Here is an 18,136-nt window from a genome sequence, read left to right as displayed (position 1 = left end):
CTTCGTTTATCGTATCATAAGTAATCTTTACCACTCAAATATTAACTCTCGTAGATCTCTGGCTTTAACACACCGATATACGGCAGGTTACGATAACGCTCAGCATAATCTAGCCCGTATCCAACAACAAATGCATCCGGCACTGTGAAACCAGCCATATCTGGAACAAGGTCAACTTTTCTTCCGTCCGGCTTATCAAGTAAAGTAACTACTTTAACTGACTTCGCTTTACGGTAGTGGAAAAGCTTAATCAAATAGCTTAACGTTAAGCCGCTATCAATAATGTCTTCAAGAATTAATACATCACGGCCTTCAACAGATGTATCTAAATCTTTTAGAATCTTCACTTCACCTGAAGAAACCATACCAGCACCGTAGCTTGAAACATCCATAAAATCCATTTCAAGATGTGTATCGATACGCTTTGTTAAATCACCCATAAACGGCATTGCGCCTTTTAAAACTCCTACTACTAAAGGAAAACGACCATCATATTCTTCTGTAATCGCCTTTCCTAACTCTTTCACTTTTTCTTGAATTTCTTCTTCTGAGATTAATACTTCTTTAATTTCGTCCCTCATCAATTTAAAATGCCCCTCCTGTAATGGACTTATAATCATGAAACAAAAAAAACTCATCATTTGGTCAAATACTAATACATGGTACAAATACTAATACAAGTACACGCTTCGTCTGATCCGTGATGACTGCACTTTTTGATCGATGCAAAAGAGGAACCCATAATAATTCCCCGCTTCCATCGACTAGCAAAGGCCATACCTTTCTTACCGCAGAATCCACTTTCCGGTCTATATACAGCCGGTTTACTTTTTTCGTGCCAGACATTCCTCTAAGTGAGATTCGATCACCCGGCAGCACACCTCTAATAGAAAGAGGGAATACTACCTTATCTGCATCTAAGTGAAGCATATGCTTTTGATCTTCAGGTATGTCCGAAGTCTCTAGATAATAGGAAGTGAATGTTCCGGCAGCAGTATCTGTATTTCCCGGCACCGTTAGAGGAACAAGAGGTTGTTCTTCTTTTATTTGCGGCTTTAGGGTAAAGTGGCAGCAGTCATAGCTAAGGTATACAAAAAGACCGTTTGCTAAATGAAGTTCTTTAGACGGTTCCTGCCTGTTGAGCAAGCGGATTATCTGCTCAATATGTATAGACGTACTAGATGGTGAATTTTTCCCGTAAAGATACCTTAATATTAGATGAATCACCCTTCTTTGTAAAGGGAAGCGCAGACGTTCTGTTGCTTCAATTGAAATTGTAATGGATTGTTCACTTTTTTTGACAACAATTGACTTAAATGCCTCTTCTGCTAACTCCATTAAATAACTCTGATCATCACGCTGCCACTCCTGAAAACGTTGCATATGAGTGTGAACAGATGGGTTTTCCGACTTAATAAAGGGCATAATCTGTTGTCTGTACCGATTTCTTGTGTACTTCATTGAATGATTGCTCGAATCTATACGCGGGGTGATTCCTTCCCTCTTACAATAATGCTCGATTTCTTCTTTTGTTATTCCCAAAAACGGGCGAATTACAAACCCGTTTTGAAGAATTCTCTTCACATTAATTCCTGATGGCACAAGCAAATTTCCTCCCCGCACCATAGTCATTAAGATCGTTTCCGTCTGATCATCACCATGGTGAGCGGTAGCTATACATGAATGCGGGCGATTTTCTAACCATTCATCAAACCACTGATACCTTAATTCGCTGGCTGCTTTTTGCGTTCCCGTTTTGTTTTGTGCAGCGAATGTTTGTACATCCATTTTCTTAGTATGTAAAGGGATGTTATGCTCTGTGCAAAATTTTTGCACGTACTGCTCGTCCTCAACTGATTCAGCGCCCCTCAGTTGATGATTCACATGGATAGCCTCAACTTCTATCCCGTACATTTCTCGCCGTTTTAATAAGTAATGGAGAAGTGCCATAGAATCAGGACCTCCGGATACGGCAACAAAAACGGTTTGTACTTCATTTAATAGTTTATGTTTTATAATAAAATCATGAACGCCTTGACTCATACCGCTGCCCTATACCCCCTTTACCAAATGAGAAAACCGACAACGCAAACACCAGACCTGCAGCAATCGCCCCTGCTTGGAGCATCGTTTCAATTCCAAGCTGAAGTCCCTCGATGTAATTTCCATCCACAAAAGCAAGCATAGTAAAATAAGCTCGGCTTCCCGGTACGAGTGGAATAATTCCTGGAATACTAAAAGTAGTCACCGGGACTCGGTATCTTTTGGCTAAGAAATGCGAGATGGTGGCACTTACAAGTGATGCAATCGCTGTTGCAAAAATTACGGATATATCCCAGTTAGGTAAGGTAGAATAAATAAACCACGCCACAGATCCGATCAATCCGCCAAGCCAAATAACTTTATAAGGAACATTAAAGATGACTCCAAAAGCAACGGTTGCCATAAAACAAAAGATAAGTTCTACTATCATTGGTATCCCTCCTTATAACAGCAAGGCTATAGCTAATGCAATGCCTGTTGCTATTGATAATGCTGTAATCACAGCCTCTGCTCCGCGGCTGACTCCGGCTATTAAATCTCCAGACATCAAATCACGCACAGCATTTGTAAGAGGAACACCTGGGACAAGCGGCATTAACGTTCCAATAATCACTTGGTCTAAGTTTTCACCTAAGCCAAGCAACACTAGAAGAATAGCTACTGCGCCTCCCAAAAATGCAGACATAAATTCAGCAAAAAATTTGACCTTCATATACTCCTGTAATGCTACTACACTAAAGCTAGCCGCAAAGCCTGCAATAAAGGCTGGAATCGTATCAAATAAGTTCCCGCCGAATAAATACGAAAAAGCCCCTCCTGCTACACCTGAAGCAATATGTAGAAGCCATGGAGAATAATTCATCGGGGCTTTAGCAATTTCCTCTAATTTTTTATATGCCTCATCCCCGTCCAATAGGCCGCTTACGAACTCCCTCGATAATTGGTTAACAAGAGAAACCTTATTTAAGTCCTGCATCCGATCATCGACACGGATCATCTGCATGACATCATTGCCTTCTACATCAAACGATAGAAAAATTCCTGTCGTGGTGACAAAGCTATGCACATTTTTAAACCCGGCAGACTTGGCCATACGCTCAAGCGTCTCTTCTACACGGTATGTTTCTGCACCGTAAGTCAACATAATTTCTCCTGCGAGCATACAAATGTCCATCATCCGATCTGCATTCATGCCTTGCACCCCCGTTCTACTCAATTAGCCGTTCCCATTGGCCCTCTTCATTGAGAAGGCCTATCGAGTTAACATAAACATTAACATCGAATAAAGGAACCCTACATCATTTGTCCAAATAAGTATAGGATATATGCCAAAAGAATAAAAGAGCAGACGAGGAAGATTTCAACAAAGTAAGATGGTTTTTTCTTTTTCTGCTTTTGGACCTTCATCTGTTTTTTAACCGGTTTTTGTCTAGTTTTTGACGTAGATTTACTCCGAGAAACCGTTTTTTGTTTCGGAACCTTGTAGGATGAAGCATTTGATACAGCTTCAACCATCTCTTTTCTCATGTCGGCTGCATGAGCGTATTTACCCTGCAGTGCCTTATAAATAACGTGTTGATACGGACCTAAATAGCTGCTTTGATCGACCTTTTCTTTTAACAAAACCAATGGTTTATCGCCTTTTTTATCAAATCGCTTCGGATAGGCGCAGTTAATCATAATCATAGCCACACTGAAGAGATCATAACTCGGCTCAGCTACCCTTGTCCCGCACCCCCAATACCCCCGGTCATAAAACTCGGTGTATTCTTTAATTGAGCGGCCAAGTAAAGTTGTCCCCCCAACATCAAGCCACCGGATACGAGCAGGCGGACCTACCACTAGTAAATTATCAGGTTTCAGATCTCCAAAAGCCCATCCAGCTTGGTGGAGCTTATCTAAATCTCCTAACAGCTGAATGATTAAGAGACCGAACCATTCTGCCCCTTTATTGGATAAATACGTAATCAGTTCCTGGCCGTCTAAGTATTCCATCGCATAAAAAGGAAGGGTCACCCCGCCCACTACTGCATCATCTACATCTAGTAAAGAAGGTCCAAGCGTTTGCCCTTGGACCTTCTCAAAGTGCTTTAACACATTTACCTCTGATGTAATAGCCATGTTATCAATTCCTACTTTGAGAGCTACCAGCCCGTGAACCGATTCGGCTAGATATACTTTCCCAGTCGCTCCAGACCCGAGAGAACGTACAATCTTGTACCGTTCTTGATGCCATTTACCAAGCAGCCTTGTCCCAGCAGTCAGCTTATATGCCTGATTCTCTGAAGAGCTGTTCTTCATCACCAGCCATCAAACTCCTTCTTGAACCGCCTTTTGAAAACTTTTGCAATGCTGCTTGCAATGCTGGACCTGTAGGCGTAATACCGCCTGATGACAGCTTATGGAATACACCAGTAAGAGACTGAAGCTGAGGTGTCCAATCTAGTAAACGGTCAACCTCACGTCTTTTCCCGGGAAATGCATAAAGTGCAAATCGATTTTCACCCATACGTGATGTGAGGCTGATAGAAAGATCTGTTAAAGCCTCTTGAACCATTGGCAGTTTATTATTCATACTTGCACTCGTATCTACTAAAATAAGAACATCCAGATGAATGGTTTCTCCTAATTCATCTACCACTTCCATTACTTGACCTCTTTTTTCAGGAGAGAGATCTTCCATTTCTTGGTCTTTACCTAAAATCTGCTGCAGCTCTTTATTTACTACCCCGTGTAAGGTTTGAGTCATCGCTTTTCTAGTCACCATCTGAACGGTTTTTGCTAGCTGCTTTGCATAGACAATTTGGCTGACCCCGCCACCCGCCAGGGCAATTGCTTCAATTTCATCAATTCCTTGTTTATTTAAATGATTCTCATCTACTACCCCAATTACATTCACCGTAATACCTTGCTCTTTAGCAAGCGCCGCAATAGCAACTGGATCTTCTCCTTGATTTGAGTGACCATCTGTTAACAATAAAATTTGCTTTAACGTACCTCTACTCAAAACTGATCCCCTCCAAGTAAACTGAATGTTACCATCATTCACCACCTGAAGAGGATTTATACGTTTAGTATTTATTAAATTGGGGAATATTACCTCTACCTGAGATGTTATGCTCTCTTTCTTAATAATTTAGGAGACTTATAGAGCGGAATGGCTGCCCACTTCGGTGTATTGCGCTTCACCTCCGCTACAATAATAGTCATATCATCTTCAATCATCCCTCGGCCAGATCGTATGACTTTTTCTAACATGACATCAGCTACTTGCTGAGGATCCGATGTATCAAGCTCATTGATCATGCGTCGAACCCACATTTCTTTGTTTTCTACATGCTTTGGCGCTTCAAATATTCCATCACTCATCATAATTAATAGATCTCCTGGCTTTAACTGCTCACTTACGACATCCACATCAAATTCTTGAATAATACCCATCGGCAGATTGCTTGCCTCAATTTTAATAACTTTATCTCCTCTCTTAATAAAGCTTGGAATGGATCCTATTTTCAAGAACCGTGCGGTAGCATCTTGTAAGTCAATCATAGCTAAGTCGAGGGTGGAAAAGATCTCATCTGTTGTTCGCAGTGATAAAACTGAGTTCACTGACTTTATCGCAACGGTCTCTTCAATCCCTGATTGCAGGACCTTCTGCAGCAACTGAAGCGTTTCATTACTCTCTAGGTGAGCACGCTCTCCATTTCCCATTCCGTCACTAATAGCTATCGCGTATTTTCCGGCTCCAAGCTCAATTGTAGAATAACTGTCTCCAGAGACGTATGCCCCCCCTTTAGCTACATTTGCAATTCCTGTTTCTATGACAAATTTTTTCGCTGAACTAAATGAAATATGACTATAACCATTCGGGTAATAGGACGCCTGCTCTGCTTTTACGACAATCGTTTCTTTTAATAAATCAGAAAGCATTGGGGCAATAATCTTTTCTGCTTGTCCATGTCCCTGATCAAAAGAAATACTCATTTCAATCTCAATATTCCCTTTCTCTAGATTATAGATATCAATATGGCCAACTTCGAGGCCGACCCCTCTTAGTGCTTCTAGCATTTGCTCTTCTTGATGATGATGGGCCTGCTTCTCTTTTTGAATTTCTTTTGCAAAATCACCCATGACTCTCGAGACGCCTAACAATTGGTCCGCTACTAGCTTACGGCTCTCAAGCACTTGTCTTTTTAACTTTTGATTCGCTTGGAAGTGACCATGTTCATGTTCAATGGCTTGAATGACCTTCTCTGGTTTAATGCACTGCTTTTTCCATTCTGATAAAAGCAGCTGACTTGTCACTTCACCACGCTCCTCGGTTTCTTTCATAAGCTTTTGCATAGACTCATAAGTGGAAGAGAAGTTCTGCACCCAGCACTTTTCTTTTTTGAAGCATGTTTGACATGTTTTTTCTGTTACATTACTTAAGAAATAGTCAACCTCCCTCTCTGCATCTTCTGGAATATCGGTATCAGGTGAAGCTTGGAAGCTTTGTGATAGCGTTTGAAAAAGCGTAGAGAACTGTTCCACTCTGCCTGCTGTTACATCTCTAATTTTTCGCAAATATTGCTGCTGCTCTTTCGAATACTCAGTTGTACCTGGAATATATCTCGCTAGCTTCCCGATAAGATCTCTAGGTGTCAGCATAAATATTGCAATTGCGGCAAGAGATTCGAGCAAAGTGACTCCTAGATTCGTACCCCCTTCTCCGTATAATCCAATTAATAAGGTACCAACTAATAAACCTATACCGACTCCAATCTTTTTGCCGTCTTTTAATAACCCGCCAAGCAAACCAGAAAATGCGAGTAAGCTCATTTGATACAAGCTTGCCACACTAGCGAGGCTTAATATTAAACCTGTTACGACACCAACAGTCGACCCAATTGCTGCACCACCTACAAAAGCAAAAATTAATACAAGATAGCGAGCTAATACATGTTCCACTGTTACATCATAAATGACCCAGCCAACCGTCCCTGTCATAACAGATGCTAATAAGATAATTAAACAGACAATCTCTTCATTTCGAAGCGGCTGCTTCACTTTTCTTGATGTGACTAGAGGTACACTTTGCAAAAAAATCATAGTAAGAATAAAACTGAGCCCAGCTTCTACGGTTGCCATCATAAGAGCATAGTTAGTAATCGTTCCTTCTAAGATAAACACTAAACCCAGCCTCGCTGTCATACTTGCTGCAAACACCGTATACGGCAAAGCTTTTGTCGATTTATCTACATACTTTCCAACCACTTTTTGCATCAGAACATATAAGAAGATCGCTACGACGACAAAGGCAATGCTGCCATGGTAGCTCGTTAGCGCCCCAGCCATTAATGCTAATGCAGCGATTCCCGCCTTCTCTCGTTTCAACATATATACAGCAGCTAAAAACGGAAGAACAAACGGTGTCAGTTCAGATAATATCATGGCTCGTCCAAGTAAAAAACCTACAACCGCAACGAGCAGGCCCCATTGGTAAAAAATCGCTTGCGTCGTTTTGCCGGCTTTTGTGAGCATTCCACTCGTAAAACTGATTAATCTTTCGTGAACCATTACACTGCGAGCAGGTTCAATCATTTCTTTAGCCGCCTTCCTTATCATCATACCCACCACCCATATTAGAATCGTGGTTTCATTATAAACAGAATAGTCTTTCAATTTTTGTCATATTAAGGTTTGGCAAGAAAAGAATCGTTCGACTTAATTCGGCTAAAAGAGGATTAAATACAACAGGTTTAAGCAAAATGAACAGGATAAATCACTCATTTGCTAGGAGATGGGGGGATATGCTGAAGAAAGATGAGGAAAAGTTCTTGTTTAAAATGGTTCTATCGGCAAACTGCCCACTTACAAGAGCACAAAAAAACTTGAATCTGAATAGATCCAAGTTTGAATATGTATATGGTAGCGGCGGAGGGAGTCGAACCCACGACCTCACGGGTATGAACCGTACGCTCTAGCCAGCTGAGCTACACCGCCATATATTGTGTGTCATCAACGTGTCATTAACGACAAGTATTACTATACACCCTTCTTTTAAAAGAGTCAACCCATTTAAATCATTTTTTTATATTCTTTTTAGACCAATCTATACAAAGTTCTATGAAAAGTAAAAGACAAGCATTTCTGCTTGTCTTTTATTTGTATAAAGAAGCTGACAGCAAGTTAACCACGGCGAGCGCCACGACCGCCACGCTTAGACTCCGTTTGACGCTTAATAGTTGAAAGACGCTCCTCACTATCTTTTAAGAAACGACTCATTTTATCTTCAAATGATGGTGCTGGTCTGCTGTTTGTCCGAGGACCGCGATTTCCACCTTGTGGACCTCTCCCGCCGCCTTGCGGACGCGGCGGACGTCCTGATGGACTTGGACGACTAGGACGTGCAGGTCTTTCGGAACCTTCCGGACGGTCTTTTGCTTTACGAATGGATAAACCGATCTTTCCATCCTTCTCCACATTTACAACCTTAACTGTAACTTCTTCTCCAACCTTTAAAAACTCATTAATATCCTTAACGTAATTATCAGCAACTTCACTGATGTGTACAAGGCCGGTAGAACCACCCGGTAACTCAACAAACGCTCCAAAATTTGTAATTCCAGTAACCTTACCCTGCAACTTGCTGCCTACTTCAATTGACATGAAAAAATAGATCCTCCTTAAGAAATCTGTAAATATTCGTTTCCTACATTATACCCGAATGAAAAAAAAGGTGTCAATCAGCTGAAGAATCTGGAAGTTTAAACAATGTTTCCCCAGGCTTGGACAAATAATAATCCCTTCTCGCAATCTCTGCTATATAGTCCAGATCATTATAGTTAATGATTTCTTGTTCAAGTCTCTTTTCCTCTGCTTTCAATAACTCAAGCTCTTGTTCAAGAGCCTGCTTTTCTTCTTGTTTTTCATTTATGGTTGATGCTTGGGCATAAAATGTCACAGATGCAATTCCAGCGAGTATAAATCCGAAAATACCCAGCACACTTAATCTACGAATCAACCCTCTGCGTTTCTTTGCTTGAAACTCAAGTTCCTGCTCCCGCTTTTCAATGTACTGTGAATCCATTTCTCGCACGGTTGACGAACGCTTTGTGACCATTTTTATCCCCTCCTTACTCTTTCTTTTTCCGCATCGCCTTTATATATTCCTTTATTTTCAAAAAATAAGGCGAAAGTTTTTTATAAGCTCTATCTATTCGTGTGGCTTTTCCGATTAAACGCAAGGCCCATCTTAACGGCCTCCAGATGATTCTGAAGATAAATAAAAAGATAGCCACAATAGCAGTTACTACCATCATACCTAACGTATAAAGCAGTTTCAATACGTACTTTACAGGAACAATAAGTAGGATATTGAACAAATTTGTGACAAAGCGGTAAAAAGCAATAGATAATCGAATAATTCCTTCTAATGAGCGCTGATAAGTGTTCTGAAGCAGCGCTTTATAGCAGGCGTAGCCGCATAAGATAGCTAAAAATACATAAAACCTGACTTCACCATGATTTGATTCAAGGAGTACATAAAAAACGATCAGCCCTTGAATCAACCAAAATAATACATCTTTTAAGGCCGTCAACCAGTGGAAGGAGCGTCGTTTTCGAAGGAAGCGTCCATACGTATCAATCGCTGCACCGAGCCAAATGCCCATCGCAGCCATTGATACCATTGTGTAAAATTGAACCGTCAGACTCACTTGAATAGTTTCCCAAAGAACCCTTTGGATTTATCTTGCTGGCTCTGATCAAGATAGACAAAGTCATCAATTTTCCCTTCGATGGACACAAGACCGAGTTCAACATTAAGGTTTTTCATATGAAGATTACGCCCTCTGACTGATAAAAAACCCATTACTGTTTCCAACAGAAACTCTTCATTATCAAAGCTCTCTACTTGTTTTACACCAGTAATATCTAATTGTTTTCTCCCACGCAGGGTAATATCATGATCATTATTCTTTCTTTCCCGCCCCATTGGAGTTCCAAACTCATATTGATCCGTCATTTTTATCTTCCCCTCTCTGTTCTTTACCACATGTGTATGAACAGAGCAAAAAAAATAGAACAAGCTCCCATTATGAAGCTTGTTCCTACTTTCTTACAGTCAGTGATTATCTTTTAAAGATTCTTCTTTTACTATCGTATACATGGAGCCGGCCTCTTCTTTACGGCTCGTTTCTTTCACTTCATTAATTTCTACCGTTACAAGCTTCTGACCGAACCTAACTACCAGTTCATCTCCAGCTTTGACATTTGACCCTGCTTTCGCTTTCTGGCCATTTATGCTGATTCGGCCTTGGTCACATACTTCTTTAGCAAGTGTGCGTCGTTTAATTAAACGAGATACTTTCAAAAATTTATCTAGTCTCATATGTGTCTCTCCCCTATTTATAAGTAGATTTAGATTCGTCCCACAGCTGATCAAGCTCTTCTAACGTGCAATCTGTCATTTCTTTGTTCGTATTCTTCACCTGCTGTTCAATGTAAGTAAAACGATTTTTAAATTTTTGATTCGTTAAGCGCAGTGCTTCTTCTGAATTTATTTTATAAAAGCGCGCGATATTAACAATCACAAACAAAATATCACCAAGCTCTTTTTCCATATTTTCTTTATGGCCGACACCCACTTCTTCACGGAATTCGGCAAGCTCTTCAGTAAGCTTATCCCACATCGGCTGGACATCATCCCAATCAAAACCTACGCGGGCTGCTTTTTTCTGAAGCTGATCTGCTGTCATCAGGGAAGGCAGACCTTTTGGAATTCCATCTAGCATGCTCTCTTCTTTGTTCCCTTTTTCAGCCTTCTTAATCTCTTCCCAATTTGCAAGCACTGCTTCTGCATCTTCTGCACACTCATTTCCAAATACATGCGGATGGCGGCGAATCATTTTCTCCGTTGTTGATTCGATGATATCACCGATAGAGAACCAGCCTTCATCTTCTCCAATTTGAGCATGAAGCATGACTTGCAAAAGGATATCCCCAAGCTCTTCAATGACATGATCATCATCCTCTTCATCAATCGCTTCTAGCACCTCGTACGCTTCTTCAATGAGGTATTTCTTTAATGATTGATGCGTCTGTTTTTTATCCCACGGGCACCCATCCGGTCCTCTGAGTGCCGCTATGACTTCACGTAATCTTGTAAACTCCGCAGCTAGTAAGGCTTCATCTTTAACAGGGGGCACGTAGACCGCAGTTAAATTATTTAATGTGGTTGCATGATCTAGTTCATATAAAGGAACCTTAGTCAGTTGTTCTTTAGCTGATCCGACCGCTGTTGCAATAACGACTTCATAATCATCAGGCAGTCGCTCCATTAATGTTAGTTTCACATCAGATGCAATCATCGCATCATATACTTGGACAATAATGATGTGGTGAGTCAGTTCAAGCTCATCTCGATTTAGTGCCGTTCCGTCAACGATCTGACACCCTTCAATCGGATCAATCTTAAGAGCATTATACATCGGGTCAAGAAAGCTTTGCCCGCCTAAAAATTCAAGATGGATCTCTTTATCCTTCGTTTCATCGAGTAATAGTTGGATCGTCCTCTCAGCGACAAAGGGATGCCCCGGCACCGCATAAGTAATAGCTCCTTCTGATGCGGCCTCTATAAGCTGTGCAGTAATGCTTCGGTATACATCTTCAAATTGATCAAATTGCTCATATACGTGATCAAACGACTGAAACGTAACACCTTCATGACGCAGCTCGTCTAAAACAGGATGGTCTTCTGTGCGGACATACAGCACTTCTGCTTGCTTCAAGTGCCGATACACCCCAAGCGGCATCTGCTCTATATCTCCCGCTCCGAGCCCTATAATATTAATTGTACTCATGTCTTATCCCTCTTATCTTCTGCGCACCTTTAAGCGCAGCTTATTTAATTTCGGTACAGCCTGCCATTCTTCCTCCTTAAGAATCGGTAAAAAGAAGAAGTACCACCCGATCACTGCACCTCCAGCCATCACGGTTGATAAGGCGACTGCAGCTGCTTGGATTCTGCTTCCTTCCATATCAAACAGGTAAGATACCAATCCACCCCATGTAAACGTTATGACAATAAGCAAAATCATTGCGCCAAAAAGCAGCCAGTAGTACTGATTCGATCTTATGACAAAGCCTTCAAGCTTTCTAATTATTACTAAATGAACAAGCGCCATGCATGCAATAGCTGCAACCGTTGACACGGCACTTCCTAGCGTCCCTATAACAGGGACTAATAGAACATTAAGCCCAAGCTTCACGAGAATACCAAGACCCATAACCCAAGCTGGTATATGAACATAACCATATCCTTGCAAGATGGCAGCCGTTGTTAAATAAATCGAGCTAAAGAATATAGCGAAGGCTAAAACAGCCAAAACCTCAGAACCACGGGAATTACCATATAACATAATATTAGCCGGTTCAATAATCATAAAAAGTCCGATAGAAGCCGCTCCGCCGATAAATAACGTTAACCGCATAGCTAAATCACGATAAAGACCTGCTTTTTCTCTTTCCTTTGCGGCGATTGCTTGTGCGATCAGCGGTACGAGAGCCAATGAGAATGTGGTTGTTACAATGGTCCCAAGCTGTAATAACGGCTGCCCTCGATCATACACTCCTTTAGCGGCATAGGTATGCTCACCTATTAATCCATAGTTTTGAAGGAGTGGAATCATCGTAAATGCATCAATAAATTGAATAAAAATAAATAATAGCGCACTGATACAAATGAAAATACCTTGTTTAAAAAGCAAGGAGTGGATGGATAACACTTCCTTGAGTGATGCCCCACTCACCTTCAGCCACTCCGTCCAAGCGATAGATTTTGATAAGGAAATAATTACAATCACACCAACAACTCCCCCGATTAAGGACCCATATACTGCCCCCATGCCTGCCTCATACGGGTTAGCCGTTTGACTCATAATCACGACAACAAAAATAATAATCATCGCAACTCGCACAAACTGTTCGCTGATGTGAGAGATCGCTGTCGGAAGCAGTTCACGCCTTGCTTGGTGAAGGCCTCTTCCTACACTTAAAAAGGGAATAAACCAAAATGTTAAACTCACTGCACGCAGCGGTGCAGTTAATTGCGTATCTCCCATAACTTGCGCTAACAGTGGTGCACTAAAGTACATAGCAGCCCACGCTGCTGCAGCTAGAACGAGTAAGCCATAAAAGGAAACCGCCACTGTCAGCCTCGCCCTCTGTACTTGTCCTGCCGCTTCTAGTTCAGCAACTCTTTTTGAGATGACCACCGGAAATCCATACATAGACAAAAGCATGACCAAACCATAAAAAGGATAAAGCTGCTGATACACATAAAATCCAATATCTCCCGCTATATTTTGATAGGGGATTCTATATCCTGCGCTCAATATTTTCGCAAACAAAGCAGCAGCAGATAACGCCATCGCACCTTTAATCAGCTGATGGCTTTGTTCTTGTTGCAAATGGTGTCCTCCTCCACTTATATACCTTTCCTTATCATAATAAAATTGAGGAATGAAACCAAGTATTACCCTGCATATTTTACGGTTAGTGAATTAAGGTTAATGGTTTAGGTTAATGCATTTAAGATTAATAAAAAGGAAAAAGCTTGTCCTCCCAGACAGGAGACAAGCTTTGACTTTTAATGTTCCATTTGACGAGCTAAAAAGCTAGCTGCAGTCTCTGCAAGCTTTTGTTCTAACGATCCATTCAAGCTTTGTTCTTTATTGAAAATAACAACAGCCCCAATAGGATCTCCATTTGCAATAATCGGAGCCACGACAAACCCTTTAAGACTGTCAGTATGATCTCCAACTAAGTTGTACTCACCAGAGTTAGCTTCAAGCTTAGACTTTCGGTCATCCATTGCCATCTCGACAATTTCTCCGATTGCTTTATTAGAGAACTCTTTTTTCGATGCGCCTGCCACCGCGATATATGTATCACGATCAGCAATCAACACATGGTGATTTAGGCTGTCATACAACGCCTCTGCGTACTCTTTTGCAAAATCGCCAAGCTCTGAGATCGGAGAATACTTTTTCAAGATGACTTCTCCGTCACGATCAACAAAGATCTCAAGAGGGTCTCCTTCACGGATGCGAAGGGTTCTGCGGATTTCTTTCGGGATTACGACACGACCTAAATCATCAATACGTCGTACTATGCCAGTTGCTTTCATGCTGCTGTGCCCCACTTTCTGAAGATGTAATAGTCTTGATGTGTCTACGTTTAAAAGTGTGAAATCATCGCTTCATACTACTATTATCCGTTTAATAAAAAGAACTATTCACCAATTCAAGAATTTGTTTACCTCTATTGCTTACATCTTCATCGAAAGTAAGGGCACATCCATTTTTTAAACCGTATGACTTGTTGTTTGCTTTCTGCTCTTTGGAATACTTTGCAGGATTGATTCAACTTTACTGATTAGCTCTTCATCGTCGATATTTTTTGTTTTAATGACAAATTTAATTTTTTCACCAGACGTACCAAGAGTCACCTCTCTGCCTAATGAATGAGCCATTTCAAATAACATCGCCCCATCCATCTCTTTTGATGTTTCGGGCGAGAATAAAATATCGATTTGATTTTTCGCTTCTACAATCGATTCGACTCGCTCCTTATTGGCACGCAGCTTGATTTCTGTGAGACGCAGAAGATACTCAACCTGCTTTGGATATTCGCCGAAACGATCAAACATTTCATCTTTTAAATCAGCGAGATCTTCTATTGTCTCACAGCCTTTAAATCGTTTATACATTTCAATTTTCTGCTTAGCATCTTGAATATAACTCTCTGGTATATAGGCATCCACTTTAATGTCCATCTCAACTTGGAATGGAGGCTCTTTCGGTTTATCACCTTTACGCTCTTCAATCGCCTCTTTAAGCATTTGAGAGTACAAATCAAACCCGACCGATTCAATAAAGCCATGCTGCTGTGCACCAAGCAGGTTACCAGCTCCTCGGATCGTCAAATCGCGCATGGCAATTTTAAATCCTGACCCAAGTTCTGTGAACTCTTTAATGGCTTGGAGTCTTTTTTCAGCGACCTCAGTCAGCACTTTGTCACGCTGATACGTAAAGTACGCATAAGCAACTCGGTTAGAACGTCCAACCCGGCCTCTAATTTGATAAAGCTGTGAAAGCCCCATTTTATCTGCATCATTGATGATCAGTGTATTTACATTAGGGATATCTACTCCCGTTTCAATAATTGTGGTTGTGACAAGAACATCGCTGTTTCCTTCCAAGAAATCAAGCATAATAGACTCAAGTTCCCTTTCATTCATCTGACCGTGGGCAAATGACACTTTTGCATCAGGAACAAGCATCGAGATCTGTTCTGTCATCCGCTCAATATCTTCAACTCTGTTGTAGAGGAAATACACTTGACCGCCTCGCGTTAATTCACGCTCAATGGCTTCCCTGATAAGTGAGGCATTATATTCGACCACATACGTTTGAACCGGAAAGCGGTTCTCAGGCGGCGTCTCAATAACGGATAAATCACGAACTCCAAGCATGGACATATGAAGCGTTCGCGGTATAGGTGTCGCTGTTAATGTAAGAACATCAATATTCGCCTTCAATTGTTTAATCTTCTCTTTATGAGTGACCCCAAAGCGCTGTTCTTCATCAACAATTAGAAGACCGAGATCTTTAAACACAATATCTTTTGAAAGCAGACGGTGTGTACCAACGATTAAATCAACAGAACCTGCTTTCAAGCCTTTTAGCGTCTCTGTTTGTTCTTTTCTTGAGCGGAAACGGCTAAGGACTCCAATATTAATCGGAAAATCAGCAAATCGTTCTTTAATCGTTTCGTAATGCTGCTGAGCTAAAATGGTGGTAGGAACTAATATAGCTACCTGTTTGCCGTCCATAATAGCTTTAAAAGCAGCTCGTATAGCAACTTCAGTCTTCCCATACCCTACATCCCCGCACAGCAGGCGGTCCATCGGTCTTTCTTTTTCCATATCTTCTTTAATTTCTTCAACTGCCCTGATTTGATCTTCCGTTTCTTGATATGGAAAGGTCCCTTCAAAATCAGCTTGTTCAGCCCCGTCTTTTGAGTAGGCATGGCCCTTGCTTGCTTCACGTTCGGCATACAATTTAATTAAATCATCCGCTATGTCTTCAACTGAAGATTGAACGCGCTTCTTCACTTTCTTCCAGTCATTTCCGCCCAGTGCATAAATTTTAGGATCTTTTTCTTCTGACCCTACATACTTTTGCACTTGATCAATTTGTTCAACAGGTACGTAAAGTTTATCATCACCAGCGTAACGTAAGTGCAGATAGTCTTTGTGCAGTCCGTTGATTTCAAGGGTTTCAACACCCAAATATTTACCGATCCCGTGGTTCGTATGAACGACTAAATCTCCGACCTTTAATTCGGAGTAGCTTTTAATACGCTCTGCATTTGATAACTTTTGCTTATTACGCTGTACACGCTTTTGCTGCTTGGCGTATACTTCTTCCTCAGTAATGACGACAAGCTTATGAGACGGCAGCTCAAAACCACTGTTTAACTGACCAACCATCAAGTGAACCGTATTTTCAGTAAGCTCCGTCGCCCTCTCTACTAAATGAGCGTCTATGCCTTCTTCATCTAAGTTCAATGCTAGTCGTTGCGCACGCTCTTTAGAACCCGCTAAAAATACAATCGCATAGCCGGATTTTTGCCAGCGCTTTACTTCTGATTGCAGAAGCTGCATTTGCCCGTGGAAGTTTTGCATCGATTTACACGTAAAGTTCACCACATTTTCTGGGCTCGTTGATGGAATGTGCTTTAAGAATAACGATAAATAAATAATCGAATGAGAAGACTTTTTCATACCCTCGAGTGCATCTAGTGACATCGTTGCCTCATGTACCGTCTCTCCCTGCGCTAGGAGGGCCGTGCTCCATTCTGCTTCTTCTTTCTCTAAGTTGTCTGCCATCTCTTTAACCCGGCTCATCTCATCTATAATAATCAATGCATCATCTGGAAGATAAGAGAGCAACGTACTCTTTACTTCATAGTAAAAAGACATGTATTTATACATACCTTGGAAGCTCGAACGCTGTTTGAGCTGTCCTATTTCATAAGAAATATTTTGAGACAGCTTTTCTTTTGTTTGTTTAGCTTTCACTTTTTTTAATGTAGCTGACAGCTGTTCTTGTAGCTTGTTAGCGGCGTGTTGATAATGTTGGTCTTGTAAAATAACCTCTTCGGCTGGTCCAATGGTAATTTCCTTTAGTTCTTTTTCAGAGCGCTGTGTCTCAATGAGAAACGTTCTGATTGAATCGATTTCAGTATCAAATAATTCGACACGTATAGGGTTTGATTCCGTTAAAGGATAAATATCAATAATGCCTCCTCGCACACTGAACTCTCCTGGAGATGACACCATATCCACACGCTCAAAGCCCATCATAACCAATTTTGTTATCACATTATGGATCTCGCCGATATCCCGGCCAACAGAGATATTTAATTGACTGTCCTTCCATAAGTAAGTTGGAGGCAGTAATCTTCTTATCCCTGCTAAAGGAACAATGATAATCCCTTCAAAGCCAGCTATTAACTTATTTAATACGTCTATACGCTGTGACTTCATCTCAGGACTAGCAATGGCAATTTCCGAGGAAATAAGCTCATTAACTGGATAAAGATGAACGTCCTCTTCCCCTACTAAGTCAATTAAATCCTCATACACCTTCTGTGCTTGAAAAAGATTATGAGTAATGACTACTTGCATCTTTTTCGTTTCCTTGTATAAAGCAGCCATTAACAGCGTCCGGCTAGAACCTGTTAAGCCTGAGAGCAGCTGCTCTTTCATTCCAGCTTCAACACTAGATGAAACCGCTTTAACCTCATCATTTACTAGAAAATACTTTTGCAATCCTAACATGTTGTTCCCCCTGTTATTCAACACCTATTCTACTTTGTTTATTGCTACTCTGCCTTTTTAAGTAGTATGACAAAACAAGTTAACTTTTTGTCTTAAGCAGACGTTCATTTTTCATTTAAGCATACCAATTCATATAATCGTTTTATTTATAACTATGTTCGACTTATAATAGCACTTACCTGCCACTTATTAAAATTTCAA

The 18,136-nt window shown here is 41.0% G+C and carries 16 protein-coding genes and 1 tRNA gene; all 17 read right to left on the bottom strand.

The window, feature by feature from the left end; translation table 11 throughout:
• Positions 1 to 41 precede the first annotated feature (41 nt).
• The 17 genes from hpt to mfd all read right to left on the bottom strand — a co-directional run bounded on the left by hpt (position 42) and on the right by mfd (position 17,935).
• Positions 42 to 581 (bottom strand): hypoxanthine phosphoribosyltransferase, encoded by a 540-nt coding sequence (gene hpt / locus A33I_RS08100; RefSeq protein WP_012957091.1) that lies wholly within the window; start codon positions 579 to 581, stop codon positions 42 to 44.
• Positions 582 to 645: 64 nt separating this feature from the next.
• Positions 646 to 2,043: a tRNA lysidine(34) synthetase TilS gene (gene tilS / locus A33I_RS08095; RefSeq protein WP_022627972.1), complete on the bottom strand. Its 1,398-nt coding sequence runs from the start codon at positions 2,041 to 2,043 to the stop codon at positions 646 to 648.
• Positions 2,024 to 2,473, bottom strand: coding sequence for a threonine/serine exporter family protein (locus A33I_RS08090; RefSeq protein WP_012957089.1), 450 nt, complete (start codon positions 2,471 to 2,473; stop codon positions 2,024 to 2,026). The genes tilS and A33I_RS08090 overlap by 20 nt, the downstream gene beginning before the upstream one ends.
• A 12-nt stretch (positions 2,474 to 2,485) precedes the next feature.
• Positions 2,486 to 3,235, bottom strand: a complete 750-nt coding sequence (locus tag A33I_RS08085) for a threonine/serine exporter family protein (protein WP_012957088.1) — start codon at positions 3,233 to 3,235, stop codon at positions 2,486 to 2,488.
• Between the two features lie 101 nt (positions 3,236 to 3,336).
• Positions 3,337 to 4,344: a protein kinase domain-containing protein gene (locus A33I_RS08080; protein ID WP_022627971.1), complete on the bottom strand. Its 1,008-nt coding sequence runs from the start codon at positions 4,342 to 4,344 to the stop codon at positions 3,337 to 3,339.
• Complete coding sequence (locus tag A33I_RS08075) at positions 4,310 to 5,050, bottom strand: vWA domain-containing protein (RefSeq protein ID WP_012957086.1); 741 nt, start codon at positions 5,048 to 5,050, stop codon at positions 4,310 to 4,312. Before A33I_RS08075 ends, A33I_RS08080 begins: the two co-directional genes overlap by 35 nt.
• A gap of 107 nt (positions 5,051 to 5,157) precedes the next feature.
• Positions 5,158 to 7,650 carry a stage II sporulation protein E gene (gene spoIIE / locus A33I_RS08070; RefSeq protein WP_022627970.1) on the bottom strand — a complete coding sequence of 831 codons (2,493 nt, stop codon included), beginning with the start codon at positions 7,648 to 7,650 and terminating at the stop codon, positions 5,158 to 5,160.
• Between the two features lie 301 nt (positions 7,651 to 7,951).
• Positions 7,952 to 8,028 (bottom strand) — tRNA-Met (locus A33I_RS08065).
• 186 nt (positions 8,029 to 8,214) lie between these two features.
• Entirely contained in the window at positions 8,215 to 8,694 is a 480-nt protein-coding gene (locus tag A33I_RS08060; protein WP_012957084.1) for a S1 domain-containing RNA-binding protein, read from the bottom strand.
• Between the two features lie 73 nt (positions 8,695 to 8,767).
• On the bottom strand, positions 8,768 to 9,148 hold the full coding sequence (locus A33I_RS08055; RefSeq protein WP_012957083.1) for an FtsB family cell division protein: 381 nt from the start codon (positions 9,146 to 9,148) through the stop codon (positions 8,768 to 8,770).
• A gap of 13 nt (positions 9,149 to 9,161) precedes the next feature.
• Positions 9,162 to 9,743 (bottom strand): spore cortex biosynthesis protein YabQ, encoded by a 582-nt coding sequence (gene yabQ, locus A33I_RS08050; protein WP_022627969.1) that lies wholly within the window; start codon positions 9,741 to 9,743, stop codon positions 9,162 to 9,164.
• Entirely contained in the window at positions 9,740 to 10,051 is a 312-nt protein-coding gene (gene yabP / locus A33I_RS08045) for a sporulation protein YabP (protein ID WP_012957081.1), read from the bottom strand. The genes yabQ and yabP overlap by 4 nt, the downstream gene beginning before the upstream one ends.
• Before the next feature lie 99 nt (positions 10,052 to 10,150).
• Positions 10,151 to 10,417, bottom strand: a complete 267-nt coding sequence (locus A33I_RS08040; protein WP_022627968.1) for an RNA-binding S4 domain-containing protein — start codon at positions 10,415 to 10,417, stop codon at positions 10,151 to 10,153.
• A 13-nt stretch (positions 10,418 to 10,430) separates the two neighbouring features.
• Positions 10,431 to 11,888: a bifunctional methyltransferase/pyrophosphohydrolase YabN gene (gene yabN, locus A33I_RS08035; protein ID WP_022627967.1), complete on the bottom strand. Its 1,458-nt coding sequence runs from the start codon at positions 11,886 to 11,888 to the stop codon at positions 10,431 to 10,433.
• A 12-nt stretch (positions 11,889 to 11,900) separates the two neighbouring features.
• The gene (locus A33I_RS08030) at positions 11,901 to 13,496 is read right to left on the bottom strand and encodes a putative polysaccharide biosynthesis protein (RefSeq protein ID WP_022627966.1); all 1,596 of its coding nucleotides are present in this window, start codon (positions 13,494 to 13,496) and stop codon (positions 11,901 to 11,903) included.
• Positions 13,497 to 13,675: 179 nt separating this feature from the next.
• A complete protein-coding gene (gene spoVT, locus A33I_RS08025; protein ID WP_012957077.1) occupies positions 13,676 to 14,215 on the bottom strand; it encodes a stage V sporulation protein T in 540 nt (179 codons plus the stop codon).
• A 177-nt stretch (positions 14,216 to 14,392) separates the two neighbouring features.
• Positions 14,393 to 17,935, bottom strand: coding sequence for a transcription-repair coupling factor (gene mfd, locus A33I_RS08020; protein WP_022627965.1), 3,543 nt, complete (start codon positions 17,933 to 17,935; stop codon positions 14,393 to 14,395).
• Between the last annotated feature and the right edge of the window lie 201 nt (positions 17,936 to 18,136).

The organism is Alkalihalophilus marmarensis DSM 21297, assembly GCF_000474275.2.
Classification (GTDB): Bacteria; Bacillota; Bacilli; order Bacillales; family Bacillaceae_D; genus Alkalihalophilus; species Alkalihalophilus marmarensis.
This window is presented reverse-complemented; position numbering and strand designations above follow the sequence as displayed.